At 61.1% G+C, this 16,755-nt stretch carries 13 protein-coding genes; 6 read left to right on the top strand and 7 right to left on the bottom strand.

Features of this window, described 5'->3' with window-relative positions; translation table 11 throughout:
* Nucleotides 1-46: 46 nt before the first annotated feature.
* The 3 genes from QWJ38_RS03825 to QWJ38_RS03815 are packed head-to-tail and all read right to left on the bottom strand — an operon-like array spanning nt 47 to nt 5,494.
* Nucleotides 47-1,453 (bottom strand): TniQ family protein, encoded by a 1,407-nt coding sequence (locus QWJ38_RS03825; protein WP_290357709.1) that lies wholly within the window; start codon nt 1,451-1,453, stop codon nt 47-49.
* Nucleotides 1,446-2,663 carry an ATP-binding protein gene (locus QWJ38_RS03820; protein WP_290357708.1) on the bottom strand — a complete coding sequence of 406 codons (1,218 nt, stop codon included), beginning with the start codon at nt 2,661-2,663 and terminating at the stop codon, nt 1,446-1,448. Before QWJ38_RS03820 ends, QWJ38_RS03825 begins: the two co-directional genes overlap by 8 nt.
* 11 nt (nt 2,664-2,674) lie before the next feature.
* A complete protein-coding gene (locus tag QWJ38_RS03815; protein ID WP_290357707.1) occupies nt 2,675-5,494 on the bottom strand; it encodes a TnsB C-terminal domain-containing protein in 2,820 nt (939 codons plus the stop codon).
* Nucleotides 5,495-5,635: 141 nt separating this feature from the next.
* Here QWJ38_RS03815 and QWJ38_RS03810 point away from each other — a divergent pair, with 141 nt between their 5' ends.
* From QWJ38_RS03810 to QWJ38_RS03800, 3 genes are all read left to right on the top strand, one after another.
* The gene (locus tag QWJ38_RS03810) at nt 5,636-5,950 is read left to right on the top strand and encodes a DUF6471 domain-containing protein (RefSeq protein ID WP_290357706.1); all 315 of its coding nucleotides are present in this window, start codon (nt 5,636-5,638) and stop codon (nt 5,948-5,950) included.
* A gap of 199 nt (nt 5,951-6,149) precedes the next feature.
* The gene (locus QWJ38_RS03805) at nt 6,150-6,809 is read left to right on the top strand and encodes a hypothetical protein (RefSeq protein WP_290357705.1); all 660 of its coding nucleotides are present in this window, start codon (nt 6,150-6,152) and stop codon (nt 6,807-6,809) included.
* A gap of 105 nt (nt 6,810-6,914) precedes the next feature.
* Complete coding sequence (locus tag QWJ38_RS03800) at nt 6,915-7,796, top strand: TniQ family protein (RefSeq protein ID WP_290357704.1); 882 nt, start codon at nt 6,915-6,917, stop codon at nt 7,794-7,796.
* A gap of 450 nt (nt 7,797-8,246) precedes the next feature.
* Here the strand turns inward: QWJ38_RS03800 and QWJ38_RS03795 are convergent, their stop codons facing one another.
* From QWJ38_RS03795 to QWJ38_RS03780, 4 genes are read right to left on the bottom strand one after another with little or no spacing between them, the layout of a single operon-like run.
* On the bottom strand, nt 8,247-9,227 hold the full coding sequence (locus QWJ38_RS03795) for a tripartite tricarboxylate transporter substrate-binding protein (RefSeq protein WP_290357703.1): 981 nt from the start codon (nt 9,225-9,227) through the stop codon (nt 8,247-8,249).
* Between the two features lie 22 nt (nt 9,228-9,249).
* A complete protein-coding gene (locus QWJ38_RS03790) occupies nt 9,250-10,509 on the bottom strand; it encodes a hypothetical protein (protein ID WP_290357702.1) in 1,260 nt (419 codons plus the stop codon).
* 24 nt (nt 10,510-10,533) lie between these two features.
* On the bottom strand, nt 10,534-11,778 hold the full coding sequence (locus tag QWJ38_RS03785) for an MBL fold metallo-hydrolase (protein WP_290357701.1): 1,245 nt from the start codon (nt 11,776-11,778) through the stop codon (nt 10,534-10,536).
* A 42-nt stretch (nt 11,779-11,820) separates the two neighbouring features.
* Complete coding sequence (locus tag QWJ38_RS03780) at nt 11,821-12,906, bottom strand: tartrate dehydrogenase (protein WP_290357700.1); 1,086 nt, start codon at nt 12,904-12,906, stop codon at nt 11,821-11,823.
* Nucleotides 12,907-13,002: 96 nt separating this feature from the next.
* Here QWJ38_RS03780 and QWJ38_RS03775 point away from each other — a divergent pair, with 96 nt between their 5' ends.
* The 3 genes from QWJ38_RS03775 to QWJ38_RS03765 all read left to right on the top strand — a co-directional run bounded on the left by QWJ38_RS03775 (nt 13,003) and on the right by QWJ38_RS03765 (nt 16,341).
* A complete protein-coding gene (locus tag QWJ38_RS03775) occupies nt 13,003-13,923 on the top strand; it encodes a LysR substrate-binding domain-containing protein (RefSeq protein WP_290357699.1) in 921 nt (306 codons plus the stop codon).
* 411 nt (nt 13,924-14,334) lie between these two features.
* Nucleotides 14,335-15,651, top strand: coding sequence for an MBL fold metallo-hydrolase (locus QWJ38_RS03770; protein WP_290357698.1), 1,317 nt, complete (start codon nt 14,335-14,337; stop codon nt 15,649-15,651).
* Nucleotides 15,652-15,786: 135 nt separating this feature from the next.
* Entirely contained in the window at nt 15,787-16,341 is a 555-nt protein-coding gene (locus QWJ38_RS03765; protein WP_290357697.1) for a DUF3299 domain-containing protein, read from the top strand.
* Nucleotides 16,342-16,755: the final 414 nt, after the last annotated feature.

The raw sequence follows: 16,755 nt of genomic DNA, 5'->3' as shown, positions 1-16,755 counted from the left end.
TATTGCTTGAACTTTGTCGTCACGGCCGTGCGCTGCTCGCGCCCCCTCAAGCCGCAACAAATCCCAGGGTCGTCCGCAGCCGTTCAGCGCTCAGGGCCAGCATGTTGCGGTACTCCCGACTGGAGACGAACATCCTGGGCGGGATCGATACACGCTGATCGCCCAGCCTGTAACGCAACATCATCAGCGACTGCGCACGCAGTTGGGACGGGTACCATTTAGTTCCCGTCAGCTCGGAGGCCTCGCGCAACGACGGCGTGATCCCCGCCGGCACAAGCACCTCAAGCACAACTTCAGCCTCCTGCACGGCCTTCTGGCGGCGCTCGGTGGCCTCGGCGTCGAGTCCATCCTGGGTACGCTCGCGAATCTCCATGTAGAGATCCTCGTGCTTGGCCACCGTCGAGATGTCGACGCCCGCATCCTGGGCCACCTCCGATATCTTCTTGCCCTGGACCAAGGCGGCCTTGAGGCGCCAATGAAGCTCCTGGTGATCGACGTGGTGGCAATGCCGCTTCACCCGGCATGGCTCACGGCTCCCGGGAACAGGCTCCTTCTGCAGGGTGCCCAGGAGCAACTGAGTCAGGTCGAACTGCTCGACACGCGCAATGTCCAGCATCTGAGCAATTGACGTCCTCGCCGGCTTTGTTCGAAGCCAATAGCTCATCTGCGATTTCGTCATATTGGCCCTTTGCGCCAGCGCCCCGCGGCCATCTCCCGCCGCGCAATAGTGCGCAAGCTGATCCTTCATATGCAGGTGGTCGGCCTCAGCGATGCGAGGCAGGCTGGCGATCAGTTCGCGCACCTGGCGCGCAGCCCAAAGATCCTCTTGCGTTGGAAGGGGCGTGTTCTGCTCGCCATGACACTCATGCCCGACCGATCCGCAGGTCGAACACACCCCAGGGTGCTTGGGGAACCAGACCGCCGATTTCTCGGGCGGTTGCTTGCACTCGGGTTCGACGAGCTGGCAGATATGAATCGGGCAGCACTTCACGGCAGCTACACGCCACCAAAGCCGCTCGTAGGGCATCTCGCCGGCGGCGGCATCGTCGGAGAGACAAGCCAGGCAGACGCGCGGACGGTGAGCGACGAGCCCGATGCCGCAGATGAATCGAGACAGCCCGGACAGTGTGCAGCGTTCCAGCCCCTCTACGCCCGTTGCCGCGGTAAGCAGTGACGCCCAGCGGCGGCTGACATTGCAGACGCCAACGAGATCCGCTCCATGGCGGCTATCCCAATAGCGCCCCAGCGAATGCCCGAGGTCGCCCCACGCTGGTAGCTTGGACATGTGCTCAAGCAGCGCTCGCATCGGAACTGAGTGCTCATGCCGTAATCTCAGCAAATAGCTGTAGAGGCTCTCCACATCGGCACTTTCCTCGCCTCGTGGCCTGAGCCGGTAGAGCGCAGAGGGTTGTCCACGCTGCAGCGGCAGCGAGAGCATTTCGAGGTTAGACATTTGCCGGCGCCTCCGTCGGCTGCTGCGCCTGGGCGGCAGGCGCGTTGGACGGGGCTGGTGGGGCTAAGAGCGACTTCAAGAGGCCATCAAAGTCCGCACCGAGCCGCGATTCTCCATAGCAGGCGTGGGCCAAGGTTTCACGACCGCGCTCCAACTCGATAGACAGCTTGTCCAGCGCCTTCATGCTCTTGCCGGCCTTTTTGAACATTGCCTCGGTCACCTTCCCAGAGGCGCTTTCCATCTGGAGTGCAGCCAGGCGCAGGAGATACATCTTCAGCAGACCAATCGAGCCGAGACACACCTTCATCAGTTGCCACCAAATCGGCAAAAGATTGGGTGCCGATTCGGACGGCCACATGTCGAGGTTTTTCTGAAGCGCGCAATAAAACTCAACCGCATCCGTCGACTGCGAGCAGTTCTTGGGGTTCTTCGGAACGTCCTGCTGCACCTGTTCTGAGCCGACATGCGGCGGCGTCACATAGGGCTGAAAATGCACGATCTCGGATCGCCGAGCGACCTGGCCGTACTCCAGCATGAGTTCCGCGATGTCGTAGGAACCGATGATGATGATCTTCAAACCGTTGATGTCCGACAGGCTCTTGAAGGTGTCCATGACTGCGTCGTTCATCTTGAATCGCATCAGATGCAGCGCTTCGTCGATGATGATGGCGCGTACGCCACGATTGCGAACCATGGTCTCAATGAACTCCCGGAGTTCGGCAACTGCAGCCCGGCCGTGGCTGGAGATCAGCCGCCCATTGACCACTCGTGCTTTACGCATCGACGGCACCGCGAACTCGCCCCCGGCGTGAAGGATGCGCTGGAAAACTACCCGCCAGGACAGCGAGCCAGGCCCGTTTGCCGGGGCCTCGACATACAGCACGGGGAGATCCCCTTCCGCCGCTTCATCCTTGTATCTGACCAACAGATTTCCGCGGATAAGCTTTGACGCCGTGGTCTTCCCCACGCCGGACAGCCCAATCAGCGAGATGATGCTGACGTCGTTGTTTGGCTCCGCCAGTTCCAACACATCGCAGGTAACCCGATCCAGCTCGCGGTGCCTAATGGGCCGAAGGTAGAACCAGCGCAGGCGCGTCTTGGGCCGAAGCTTCAGCACATCCTTCCGAGCCATGTTCTGGAGCTGTTGGTCTTCGAGGCCGGTCTCGACACGCGTGGCATCGCTCACCATGTCATCGGTCTTGGTGGTCATTTCCGATCTCCTTAGAAGAAGCCAGTCGTGACAAGCGTGCGCGTCGGCGCTTCGGACATGTTCTCCTGATTGGCTGCCGCCATCGGCTGCACAACCGGAGCCGCAGCCATCGGTGTCGCGGTAGGCTCCGGCGGCGGCTGAGTCACGGCGGGTTCCGTCTTATTGGCCTCTCGTGCGGGTGACAGCTCAGGCGCGCGCATGATGTCGAAGGCCTCCTCACCGTCCAGCAGATCAGGATCCACCTTGATGGCGCCGAGAAGGCCCAGCTGATTCAGCAGTTCCTTCACTTCTGCCTGTTGCGCGCGAAGACGATGGTCGTAGTCCTCTGGCCGCAGGCTACGCGGGTTGCCGTCCTTGGTTCCCCCATAGATGCGCGTCTTTCGCGAGTTGTTAGCAGCTTCCTTCGCGTTCTTCCGGCGAGCCATCTCGGTCTCTCGGACGGTCCGACCATCCATTACGCGGGAGTTCCTGCCGACGGCCGCATGCCATCGCCCCTTCACCTCGACATAAACAACTCGCGAAGCGAACGGCTCGATTCGAACCCGGACCTTGGTGTCCTTCGGCAAACCGCGAAGCTGAGGATGCCGATACCACATGTTGTCCACCCAGACGCCGCGACGAGGGCAGACCAAGTGAAGGACTCGTGTGGCAAACGGGCTCGTGGCCAGCATCAGGTTGTCGTCGTAGCGGACATAGGTATGGAGCCGTTCGCCGCAGTTCGCAAACCCTTCCAGCTCCAGTTCGTTCGGTGTCTTGTTCAACGTGGGATGCGGACGCTCATTGCGGTCGACGAACAGGTACTGTTCGATGATCTTGTAGGCGCTGATCAGCGTGTGCTCGGCGCGATTGAAGCCGTTGACCGATTTCGTGACCAGCCGCGCGTTCTTGAGCAAGATCGTGTTTCCCTTCATGCCGGACACGACTTCCTTTTCGATGGCACCAATGAGGCTCTCAACAGGCGCCCCGCCGCGCGGCTGGCCGGGAGCCCGAAATCGCAGGTCGATTCCAAACATCTCGCAGAAGGCTCGCAAGCCACTGCCCCGGAACTCCTTGGCATTGTCGAGCGACAGCATCGTGGGCAGGCGCTTGTAGCGACGCACGTAATCGCGCAGGATCAGCAGTACCGTAGTCGTTGACGGCGGGTCGTAGGTCAAGATCAGCGCACGAGCCTGTGTGGTGTACCCGTCCTGCGCCACCGAGAGGTAGGCCTTGCCCAGGTCGATCTCCTCCTGGCCGCTCGTCAACGCCAGATTCATGGTGGTGTGGTCGATGTAGCAGATCTCATGCGGTCTCACACCATGAACCGGATAGGGATCGCTGACCGTTGAGATGATGGGTTTCTGCTGATAGCCGATCCGCTTGCCCTTGCGCGCTACGACGTCTCCTTGGACCCTGGCTCGCAGACAGAAGGTCGTGAAGGAAACCCGCGTCGGCTTGGGCTTCTCAGGATGGTTGCTTTCGTAGGCCTGGCAAAGGTCGTTGTAGTCGCTGAAGGCCTTGGTCAGAGAGCACCCCTCCGGCTGGTTGTATTTCTCCTCGATAGCCTTGGAAATGAGTTCCTCATCGGCCTCGGTAAAGCGCGGCCGCCGGTGCCCGCGATTGCGGACCTGATCGACCAGTGCCATCAGTTTTCCGAAGCGCGTAGGGATGTTCTCGGTCTTCAACCTGTATCGGCTGAGACTGCGCTCCGAATAGAAGCTGGTGTCGTTCTTGTCCATGGCGTTGAGACGCCGAAGGGCGTCTGTCAACTCCAGCTCGGAACAGTCGGCCAACGCGCGCGCGCCTGCGGCGGGCATGATGCCGTCAACTTCGATCTCCTTTCTGTCGAACGCCATCTTCAGAAAGTCGATTGAGAACGTCCTGGCATTGCCGTCGGAATCGCGCACCTCGATATCGCGCTCGCCGCACAGCACGACGTAGTGCTCCCTTCCTTGCAGTACGAACCGCGTGCCCGTCCGCAGATGCATCGAGCCCGGAATCGGTTCAATCGGACCGAGCTCCTGCAGCTCTTTGACGCGGAAAACCTCGCGCACCTGCTTGTTCTCGTAGATCGACAAAGCGTCCGCCCGGTCGACGCGATCCGTCGTCAGGTCGACATACACCAGCTGATTCGCTATGGCGTAGAGGACCTGATCGGCGGTGAGCTTGTAGTCGTCGATCGCACGGAAGTAGCTGATGCGCTTCTCGCTCGCGAGGGCATTGCGCAGCCGTTGCAAAGCCAGGTCGTCGATCGCTTCGGCTTTGTCCGACAAGAAGTCTTCAAGGAACCGGGTGTTGTTGACCAGCGTGCTGTCGATCTGCCGATTGGCAATCAGCTGGAACTCGATGCCCATCGCCGCGAAATGATCTTCGGCGGCGCGATAGCTCCACCGGTCGGACTTGCCGTCGTAATGGAATTGTTCGGGGTTTTTGGCGTAGAGCGCTGTCAACACGCTCTCGTCACGGGTCTCAATGGCGACGATCTTGTCCTTGCGCACGACAAGAAAGTCGAGAGTGTACGGGGTCCGGGCATAGCGTGTACCGTCGGGACGCTTGAAGTCCAGCGTCTGCTGCGGGGCCTGGCACAGCCACATCACCACGTCCGGATCGTTTTCGAGCAGGATGGCCTGGGGATACTCGCCACTGCGGCTTTCCAGTTCCATCGGGCGATGGTTCTTGCCGCTCATGAACTTGAACATCACGTTGCCGCGATGGTTGTCCACAGGTCGGCACGGACTTAGTCGAATCGTCTCGTTGACGAAGACTCGCCCCTCTTGCGGCATGTTGAGCCGGATGAAGAGGTTTTCCAGGTGGGCCTCTTGCGCCTGTGTAGGCTTCCATTCTTGCGACATGACCATTGCTCCTTGATTCAGTAGGGGCGAACGCGCCCATGCGGATGAAGTGATTCACCGCATAAACTTCGGAAACGTGTTTAATAAACTGAATACCGTTTATTCAAGAGGGCGTGAACTTGTCCTCATTAGCCTGTGTCGATGACCATCGATCGACAGGGAACTGCCGCGCAGAGCGAGCTGACAGGCCGGGATTCGGAGCCGTTTGCCGAGGAGGCCAAGCGGATCCTGAAGGCGGAGATGGTGCGGCGAGGCTTCAGCTTCAAGCGACTGGCCGCCGTCCTCGCCACACAAGACGACGGGCCCACCGAGTCGACACAGACCTTGATCAACAAGGTCAATCGCGGTCGCTTCTCCTTCGCGTTCTTCATCCGGGTTTGCCGAGCCATGGGCATGAAGACCGTGGACATCGCTCCGTTGAAGTTCGCGCCCGAGCAGTCGGAGCCCAGCGAGTAGCTGGCCTGCGACTGGCGTTGTCTGCTCGCTGTCGATACTGGCCTGGAGTTCATTGCGAGGTCACTCGATGGTTGGTTGACGTGCAGCGCAGGTCATAGCGCCCTGAATGCACATTACGCTGCGAGACTTGACCCCTTGTTTCGTTCTTAGAACGGAGGCCGCCAATGGCAGTGAGTCGATTGACGCCATGGAGCAGTACATGACGGAGAAGAAGAAGCAGTCGCCGCCAGTGAAGACGCAGAAGCCACCAGCGAAGACGGCAAAAGAGCGCAAAGATGACTATGTAAATCGCATGCGCAATCGAGGCGGCTCCGCCGATCCGACCAGACCTGAGCGCTGGGCTGTCGTTGTTCACCTCACGAAAGAGGCCAAAGACCGACTGAAGTCGCTAAGAACGCAGAACACTCTGGATGGTTCGGACCCAACAACCAACGACGCCATCGTCGAAGAACTGCTGCTGTCGGAACGATCATCGACAGCAACGGCAGCGGTTGCTCCTCGCGATCTCACTCCTTCGCAAGCAGCAAGGATCACAAAGCTGCTAGAAGCTTTGGAAGAGAAGCTACCGGCACCAGCCCAGCTCCTTCAGGTGCTCATTGATAACCACAGGGCAGCGATGCTGCGCGCGGCCGGCGAGATCACCGAGACCGCGAGGTCGATGTTCGCGGAAGGCGTCGCGGCTTCCGACCTCAAGTGGACCGTCAGCGACCTGCTCGACAAGTATGTTCATGACCTCGTGGACGGCTTGATCGACGATTTGGAACCAGCGATCGACGGCAACAAAGTCATGCTGCTGAAGGCCTTGATCGCCCACATCAAACGGCAGCACCAGCGGCAGCATCCGGTCGCCAACAGGTAATTAGCCATTTCGACGGCTGTGCGCTCGCGAGAAAGTGTTCGCCGCTTAGTGGGGGAGGCTCCATCAGCACTCTAGGAAGACCCAAACCCTTCCGACGGAGCTGACGTGGACCACCCTCAAGTACCTCGCTTTGCCACCACGCTATCGGTGGTGAATGCATGGGGCCGTGCTGGCCACTTTGGGAACGCGAGGGTCGCCAACGAGCGAGCCGGCTTCCCCCGACATTTCGACCATCAGTTCGGTTGGGCTGCCGATCAGCTGAGCAAGTTCGCCTTCGCGGGGCGCATCTCGGGAGACGCGCTGATGGATCAACATAGCCATCTTCCGCTCCAGCTCTCGATCATGGCGGCCAACGATGCCGTCGAAATGCGCAACGGCATGCGCTCCGCCGACATGCACAAGTACCATCAGCTCAACCAGTTTTTCGCGTGGGACCCTCTCGAAGCGCCGAATCTGCGTCGCTGCCCCACGTGCGTCGAAGAAGACCTCGCACGCTACGGCGTCGCGCACTGGCGCCTACATCACCAGTGGCCGTTCACGCGCCATTGCGCCGAGCACCGAACGCCGCTGCAGCAAGCATGCGTGCGGTGCAAGAAGTCGCCGTTCGTAGAGAAGGTCGCCATTCAGTTGGCACACGACGACTGCCTACTATGTGGGCACCACGCCCACTTCACGCCGTTGATTGACGAGTCGCCCGTCAAGGGTCCTGCTGAAGCGTACTGGTCGCTCCTGGACCTGGCTTTTCGGGCGCTCAAAGGCGAGGCGCTCGAAATCAGAAGCTTCGACGAAGCGGCCTTGCGCCGCCGGGGCATCACGATGGATCACGTGGTCTCGAAGACACTGACCCGCTGGAACTGCCGTTCCGGCGTTGAGCTGGCTGCCAAGCTTGACATCGTGGTGCAGGAGGACAACGGCGCTCGCAAGCTGAAAAACGCCTCGCCGCTGATGATGAAGCTGGCCGTGCTGAACTGCGGTCTGGAAATGTGACGCGGCCCGTTTCACGGTTCCGCATCCCCTCGATCCTGTTCCGCCGGATAGAGGATCCGAGTGCGGTTGGCGGCTCTAGAACTACGCGCTCAAGGCGTCTAACCGCCCAGATCGAGGCGCTTCGGCTGGCGTCCAGTTTGTCTGGCCACCCCCACTGACCTTTCTACTATGCAACCGCTGTGAAAGGAGGAAGGGCGGCCTCCCATGTGAGACCGCTAAGTAGTGCTTCTTCGTACTCACGCATTCGGCCACAAGCAGCCGTAGACGAGCGGCAGCTTTCCGACCATCTCGACGCTAGCGTCTGCTGTTGGGGAAACTCACACTGAAAGTCAACCTCGGCAGCCTGTCAATTTTGCAAACGTAAATGGACTCGCCGAGCACTGCCTTTTCGGCCGTGCTCGGCGGTGCTAGCTCTCGCCCTCCAGTAGTGGAGAACAGCACTGCTCTTGGTCAGTCTGCGTAGGTGCCGGCTTGACGGATAAGCGCGCCCCAGCGATCGATCTCCGACGAGAGCTGAGTACGCAAAGCTTCCGGCGTCTGCAACGATTCCTTCACGACTTGAACTCCAACCTCATCGAGCTTCCCGATGAGCGCTGGATCCTTCAATGCCGCTCTGAGCGCCTTGTTCAGCGTCGCCAAGGCCGCCGGAGGCGTACCCTTCGGCGCATAGAGGCCGTGCCAGACCACTACCTCGAAGTCCTTCAGTCCCGCCTCTCGCATGGTCGGAGCATCTGCCAGCGGCTTGAGCCGGTCCCGCGTTGTCACGCCATAGAGCTTGACCTTGCCGGCCCTGATGTGCGGCACCGTTTGCATCGTCTGATCGCACATCACATCGACCTGACCTCCAATCAATGCTGTGAGTGCAGGGGCCGTGCCCTGAAAAGGCACCGTCGTACTTTCCGCGCCTACAGCTTGCTGGAGCAGCATGCCGCAAAGCTGCGATGCTGCGCCGAGGCCCGCATGAGCAAGGTTCACTTTATTACCCTGTTGCTTGAGGTAGCTCAGGAGCTCTTGTGGCGACTTTGCAGGAAGGTCCGGCCTGCCGATCACAGTCATCGGAACATCGGCCACCTGGCCGAGATACTCGAAGTCCGCAAGCGGGTTATAGGGCAGTTTGCGGTAGAGCCCGGGCGCTGTCGACATACCGATGTGATGCAGCAGCACCGTGTACCCGTCCTTGTTGGCGCGCGCCACGAAGTTGCTCGCCAGCGTGCCACCTGCGCCGGCACGGTTCTCGACCACCACCGTCTGGCCGAGAGACGCGCCCATGGATTGAGCGAGCACCCGGCCGAGGAGGTCGGTAGGCCCACCGGCCGCGAACGGAATCACCAGTGTTACCGGCCGCGAAGGAAATGTTTCTGCCTGAGCCGAGAGCGGGGCTGCAACTGCAGCGCCAATAGTCAGGGTGGCAATGATTCGATGAAGTTTCATGTTTAGCCTTTCTTCAGGTCAATTAGCTGCAGGCCGCTGCTGTGGGCTTGTCGCCGGTTTGATTCCATCCCGCAGCCGCGGGATCGAAGGTCATGTAGTGGGGGCGCAGGTAATCGGTTGGGTCGAAATTGATGCGCAAGATGGGCGATTGGGCAATGCCAACGTTGGCGATGGCCGTCTCCAGCGCGCGTCTCATCAACTCGCCGGTATTGAAGGCCCCGGCGCGCTGGGAGGCGGCGTCATGACCTGCGGCCACGAACAGCTTGGGCTTCACCGCCTCGATGTAGAGCGCCGCGTCGCGCAGGCCGTTGGATGCCGCATTGCCGACATCGACCGAACCGATATGGACGTCCGTCTTCGGAAGCGCCCGTAGGAGGGATGCGACTGTGGGCGCAAGCTCCTTTAGCGATCCAACTCGGTCGTTCCAGACCAGTCCGAAGCTTCGGCCCTGGCCGATGGTGAGGTGGTAAGCCACGGCCGCGCCCGTCGCGGCACCCGTAGTCGTCACACCGTCAGTAGCCGCAGTGCCGACGGGCCACCATTTCGCGTCACGCGGGTCGCTGAGCTTGCTCCAGTCAAAGCTTGCCTGTGCCAATGTCGGATCGGGTGCTGTGACAGCCTGGTCGGTGTTCTTCACCGCGCGCAGACAGACATTCAGATCCGGGAAGTTCACCGCAGCAACGCTGGCGCCAACGGCATGGTCTTTGGGCACGACGGCTTGGCACTTCAGCAGCTTCGCGCTGCCGGTCCAGTTCTTTTGGCGACGGGCGTCGGCTTCCACCGCGTCGCAGTGTTCCTGCGCGCCCACCACCGTCGCACCCGTCCTGAAGGCGATGTCCGCTGCCAGATCGGCATGGCCGGGCGCGGCCTTGCCGAGCAAGACGTACGACGGCATCAGGGCGACCATCTCGGTCAGCGTGGTTGGTGTACGGCCCGGCGCCTGTTCACGCCGCACGAGCGAAGCATCCATCAGCACTACCTTGCCGTTGATAGCAGCGGCATAGGTCGTGTTCGACGCCCAGGACATGATGACGAGATCTGTACGCACCTCGCCGGTTGCAGCGTCCACGTTCTCGGCTCCGAAGTAATGAATGCGTGCAGCGATTCGCTCTGCGAGCGCTGGTGCCGGCGGCGCTGCAGGCGCCTGCGGCTCCTGCGTGACCGGAGGCGGCGGCGCACTTTCGCCATCGCTACCCCCGCAGGCCACCATCGTCGCCGCTAATGCGGCACTCATTCCACTCAATGCAATCAGCCGACCGCCGAGCTTTTTGTTCCAACGCATGGTTGTCTCCTTTAGTGTTATTGCTCAGTTGCAGCCAGGGTTCGTCCGCGCACTGCTCTTTGCCCATCGGGCAGAAGACGGATCGAACGTCAGCAGAGAAGGACGCACGTAGTCGTAGGGATCGTTCAGCCAGCGCACCTCGGGCTGCTCGGCGGCCGGGATTCCGATGCTGGTCATCGACGTCATGAGGTTGCGCTTCCACCATTCGCCGGAGTTGCCCGCCGCACCGCGTCGGCGCTGGGATTCGTCGTGGTGGCTTGGGACGAAGACCTTGGGCTGGATGTCGCGGATGTAGATCGCGGCGTCTCGCATGCCGTTGGTCGGGTTGTTTGCGCCGCTTACGGCGCCGATCAGCACGTCGGTAGCGGGCCAGGCCTTCAGGGCCGGGATCAACTCGGGAGCAAGTTCCTTGTAGGGACCGACGCTGTCGTACACGGAGAACGAGAAGGCGCGGGAACCAGGAACCGTGAACTGGTACAGAAGGCTGAGGCTGCCGCCGCCACCGGATGCTCTTACCTGCGGATAGGCCGCCGGCCCTGTGCCCCAGAGTTCGAACTCTCGTGGATCTTCCCCGTCGCGGAACTCGATGCCGTTGGGCGGGATCGATGTGTCGGCCGGAGTTGCAGCACCATGCAAGTGACGCATGACATTGAGGCACAAAGCGGGCTTCAAGTCAGGCAAGTTCATCGCCGTCGTCGCGATGGGAACGCCGGCGGCCAGCACTGCGGTGCACTTAACCGAGGCGCCACTGCCAAACTGCGTGCGGGCATCGACCTGCATGCCGGCGCAGTGCTCTTGAGCGCCAAAGATCATCGCTCCGGTTCGGTAGGCGACGTTGGCGACGTAGTCGGTATGGTCGCCGTGCCCGTGACCGATGAAGATCCACTCCGGCTTCAGATCGACCAGTTCCTGCAGACCGGTCGGCGTGCGCTTGCGGGCTGGGGGAGTGACGATATCGTCGTCATTGATGAAGGCATCCAGTAGGAAGACCTTGCCGTTTGCAGCGACGGCGAAGGTCGTCGTGGTCAGCCAGGAGATCACGACGCGGTCCCGTCGCACATCACCATTAGCGGGATTGACGTTCTCAAGGCCGAACATGTGCTGCCGTGCCTTGATGGTCGCCGCGAGGGACGTTGGGCCGCCCGTCGGAATGCCAGCCGCCTGAGCCGCCGCGACGGACGGCGCGACCACGGTCGCGGTGGCCAGACTCACGGCGGCAAGGCTCCGCCATCCCGCGGCCGCCGGCCGCGTTTTCTTGCTCGATTTCATGTTGTCTCCTTTGAGTGTTTTTGCAGAGCTTTGAAGGGGCGATTACGAGGAGGCCGTCCCTTCAAGGACCAGTTGCTCGATGGCTCTGCCGATTTGCTCGGTAGAAGCCTTCCCTCCCAGGTCCGGGGTATGGGGGCCGTCCCTCAAGACGGCCTCGATGGCGCGCAGGATCGCGTCGTGAGCCTGCCGATGCCCGAGGAAGTCCAGCATCAGGGCGCCGGACCAGATCATTGCTATTGGGTTCGCGATCCCCTTGCCGTAGATGTCGGGCGCTGAACCGTGAACCGGCTCGAACAGAGACGGGAAGTTGCGCTCCGGGTTCAGGTTTGCCGAGGGCGCCAGGCCGATGGTGCCGGTGGTCGCCGGTCCGAGATCGGAGAGGATGTCACCAAACAGGTTGCTGGCTACGACGACGTCGAAACGACCGGGTTGCAGGACGAAGCGCGCGCTCAGAATGTCGATGTGCTGTTTGTCCACGGCCACTGTCGGATAGTTGTCGCCGACGGCATCGGCGCGGCTGTCCCACCACGGCATGGAGATGGCAATGCCATTGCTCTTGGTCGCCACCGTCAGGTGCTTGCGCTCACGACCCGCGGCCAGCTCAAACGCATACTTCAACACCCGATCTGCACCGTAGCGGGAGTAGACCGATTCCTGAATCACGATCTCGCGGTCCGTGCCTGGATACATCACGCCACCGAGATTGGTGTATTCGCCCTCGGTGTTCTCTCGCACCACAAAGTAATTGATGTCACCCGGCTTTCGATTGGACAGGGGGCAAGGCACGCCTTCGAAGAGGCGGACGGGACGCAGGTTGATGTACTGATCAAACTCGCGGCGGAACTTCAGCAGTGAGCCCCACAGTGAGATGTGGTCCGGCACCGTTGCAGGCCAACCCACCGCGCCAAAGTAGATCGCGTCCATGGACTGCAACTGGCTCTTCCAGTTGCTCGGCATCATCGAACCGGTCGCCGCGTAGTAGTCGCAACTTGCCCATTCGATGTGCTCGACCGACAGGTCGATATCGAATCGCGTGGCTGCCGCTTGTACGACCCGCAGCCCTTCCGGCATCACTTCCTTGCCGATTCCGTCGCCTGGAATCGCAGCAACTCTTAGCAGCTTGCCCATCTCTGTCCTCGATTCAAAAAGCTTGATGGGGTGGGATGCTATCCAGACACGATCTACATACAATCCATCCAAATGTGAACTCGCTATGCACATATCATGAATAGTGATCCTTTGCCGGAAGACCTGCGGGTATTCAGTGCAGTGGTGAGAAAGGCCAGCTTCTCTGGCGCGGCAGAGGAACTGGGCGTCTCTGCCTCTTACGTGACCAAGCGAATACGTATCCTTGAGGAGACGCTGACCACACGGCTATTCCACCGCACAACGCGGCGCGTGGTCGTGACCGAAGAAGGGGAGCGCGTTTACCACTGGGCTCTCAAGATCCTCGATGATGTCGATCACCTGGTCGAAGAGATCGGCATCACGCGCTTGGCGCCCCGAGGCTCGCTTCGCGTGTGCAGCAGCTTCGGATTTGGCCGGAGGGTCGTCGCTCCGGCGCTTGCAGCTCTCGTGGAGGAACATCCATCGCTGCGGGTGCGGTTCGAGGTCTTTGACAGGCTGGTCGACGTGGCCACTGAAGGCTTTGACCTCGACGTGCGGGTCGGCGACGAAATTGCGCCTCACCTGATCGCAAAGCGCCTTGCATCGAACCACCGTGTGCTGTGCGCAGCCCCGTCGTATTTGGAGAAGCACGGCGTTCCCGGCACGCTATCGGACCTTGCGGCACATGACTGTCTGATCATCAAGGAACGCGATCATCCTTTTGGGGTTTGGCGTCTGCGGAATGGCAAGCAGGAGAGCACCATAAAAGTTCGCGGCCCGCTGTCATCGAACAACGGAGAGATGGTTGTGAACTGGGCCGTGAAGGGCCGTGGTGTCGCGTTGAGATCGACCTGGGATGTGGGGTCGCTTATCGCCGGTGGCAAGCTGGTTCATATTCTTCCGGAATACTCGCAGGAAGCGAACGTCTGGGCCGTATACCCGTCCCGCCTGAGCACCTCTGCGAAGGTGAGAGTCTGCGTCGACTACCTCCAATCTCACATCGGCGAGTTTCTGCAGCACGCCGAGGAATGGCACTAGTCGTGTGCCGTGAAAGCAGCACCGCTGATCCGGCCTTTGAACACCAGGGAGCCCTGCGTTAACACCAGCAGGACCCACGACTTGTCTCCGGATGGCGGCGCTGCCTTCGTCACGTAGCCAGGTGGCGCCGTATCTTGGGCAACCAGTGTGGACCGCCAACACCTGAAGTAAGGCCGGAACCCTCGCCGGCGCAGAGGTTCACATAGCCTCGCGATGCTCCGCTGTAGATTATTTACGAACCGTGCATTTCATATTCCCAATTGCGTCCATTGTGGGCGGCATGGCATGAAGCGAAGATCAGCCGCAAATAACAACAGACGTGCCAGCTACCGCTCCTGAGCGCTGCGTCTCTGGGCCGGTCCAAGCACCCTCACGGGAGTCACGGTTTACCCGCCACCATAGGAGACGACAGTGAAGCATTTGAAGAGATTGATCCGGCTAACCGCGCTGTTTGGCGCGGTCAGCGCTGCAGCGTTAAGTTCAGCGCAGCAAACCCAGGCCGACTTGCACATGGAAGCGACCCGGTTGAACACCGGCGACATCGCACAGATGACCTTTCCCTGGCGAGCCTTCTATTGCAACCTGGCCGATAACAACAATCAGCTCATCATCAACGAGCGCACCAAGAACAGCATCCGCGTTCCGCTGACCAAGATCTACGACGACATCTGGTACATCGGGTCCGAATATGTCGGTCAGTACCTCGTGCGTACCGACACCGGCTGGGTGATGGTCGATGGCGGCAATAACTCGGCCGAAATGCTCAACTACAACATCCCGGCGTTGCAGTCGTTGGGCATGGGGCCGGCGGCCCCGTTGCACGGTGTGTTGGTCACTCATGGTCACGGCGATCACGACGGCGGCGCGGCACAGATGAAGGCGAGCACCGGCGCGCCGATCTACTTGGGCTCGGGCGACGCGAACAACAAGTCGTATGCGCCCATCCCGTTGGATTCCACTGCTACCGCGCCCTTCGACCTGCAGGTGGGTGGCCGTACCTTCACCGTGCTGCCAACGCCCGGCCATACGGCAGGTGCAACCGGCTTCGTCGTTCGCGGCCATGACGGTGGGAAGGAAGTGAAGTTGTTCGTGGCCGGCGGCTCTTCGTTGCCGGGCAGCCTCACCGGAATAGCCAACTACCTGACCTCCAGCGAGCGCACATACAACATGATCAAGGCGCTGAAGGTGGACGCGACGTCGAACCCGCATATCTCGTGGGACGGTTCGCGCGACCGCATCAAGCAAATTCAGACCGAAGGGCTGAGCTCACCGAGCCAGTTCACGATTGGCAATGAGTTGCTGCTGCGCGGCTTCGCCATCGTGCGCGAGTGCACGGCTACCCGACTTGCGCAGCTTGATCCCACCTTCTCAGCGCCGGTCTGGCGCGTCAGCCAGATCGAGTTCATGCCGGGCAGTCCATCGACGAGCCAGATCTCGGCCAAGCTGAAGAACGGCTGGGGACCGATGGCGGATCGCACCGTGACCTTCTCGCTGGACGGCAGCGGCGCAGCCTGTACCGCCACGACTGACGCAGAGGGTGTGGCCACTTGCTCAAGCCGGTTCGGGCCGTTCCGTCCGCGCGTTGATACGATCACGGCGACGTTCGCTGGCGGCACAAGCCCGGGTATCGTCGATCTAGGTGCCGAACGCACGGCAAAGGTGAGCAGCGGGTGCAGCGACCTTGCGCACGCAAAGTCGATTCCGCCAGGACAGAACTGCAAACCCTGAACTGGACCTCGCTTCCGCGGCTAGGGGGCTCAAGAAAAGGCTCCCTGGGTGCGGAAGCGGCTTGCTTGATGGCTTCCATAGTTCGAGACGTTTGCTGGATGGTCGCTGTGCCGATCGTCCCATGAGGAGCAACGGATGAGCACCCATGAACGCCAACTGAACCAAGTGCGCCGGGCGCTTGTGATGAGCTGGATCGCTGCGGCCGTCATACCAGCGCAAGCGCGCGCTAACGCGTATCGGGACATCGGCTGGTCAGCCTTATCGCCACCGGGGTGGAACCACATGGAGGGACTGAGCGACTTGGTTGCCGAGGCGGAGGACCTGCCGGACGACGATCCGCGGGCGAAGGCGTTGATGGACAAGCTTCGGGCAGCGGGCAATCAATCGCCGACCGTGGATGCGATGAATGGAGTCGATGTGATGCTGCCAGGGTACGCGGTGGCGCCTGACGACGCGGTCATGCCCGGCCTGAGCCAGTTCTTGCTGGTGCCCTACTTAGGCTCCTGCATCCATTCGCCTCCACCGCCTTCCAACCAGACCCTGAACTGTCGTGCGACCGAACCGATCATCGGGCTGCGCTCCATGGACGCCATTTGGGTGTTCGGGCGACTCCGCATCGAGCGGACCGTTTCACCGACCGGGGTGGCAGCATATTCTTTGCAGGTCGCCCGAGTCGAAAGGCAGAGCTAGTCAAGCAACCTCGATGTAGACGTCGAAGACCGCTCGAGCAGCCTTGCACAACTGACCCTGGCTGCAGTTTGCAGTATGCGGCGCGTGCTGCGCGGCGGGCCGGACCCACTGCGGCTGCTGTTCAATGCTGAGCGGGACTCCTTCGGGTACCTGTTTGCGAGTTGAGATGGCAGCTTTGAGGCGCCGGGATCAGGACAGCGAATGTCTGAATAGGGTCGAGATGTTGAGCTCGACGCCTCGAAGACCGGACGTTCAATGAGCGTCCGACCGAATGACCGCTGTCGGCGGTGGCTGCGAGCGGGCAGTCCCGGCCACAAGCGGGTATAGACGAGCGGCGGCTTTGTGGTGGCGCAAGCGACAGGGCTCTAGAGCCCCCGGTAACCGCCAGCGGGTTCAATTGCAGATGGGTTGCAG

The organism is Roseateles violae (assembly GCF_030410485.1).
In the GTDB taxonomy this organism is placed as follows: domain Bacteria; phylum Pseudomonadota; class Gammaproteobacteria; order Burkholderiales; family Burkholderiaceae_C; genus Roseateles_D; species Roseateles_D violae.
This window is presented reverse-complemented; position numbering and strand designations above follow the sequence as displayed.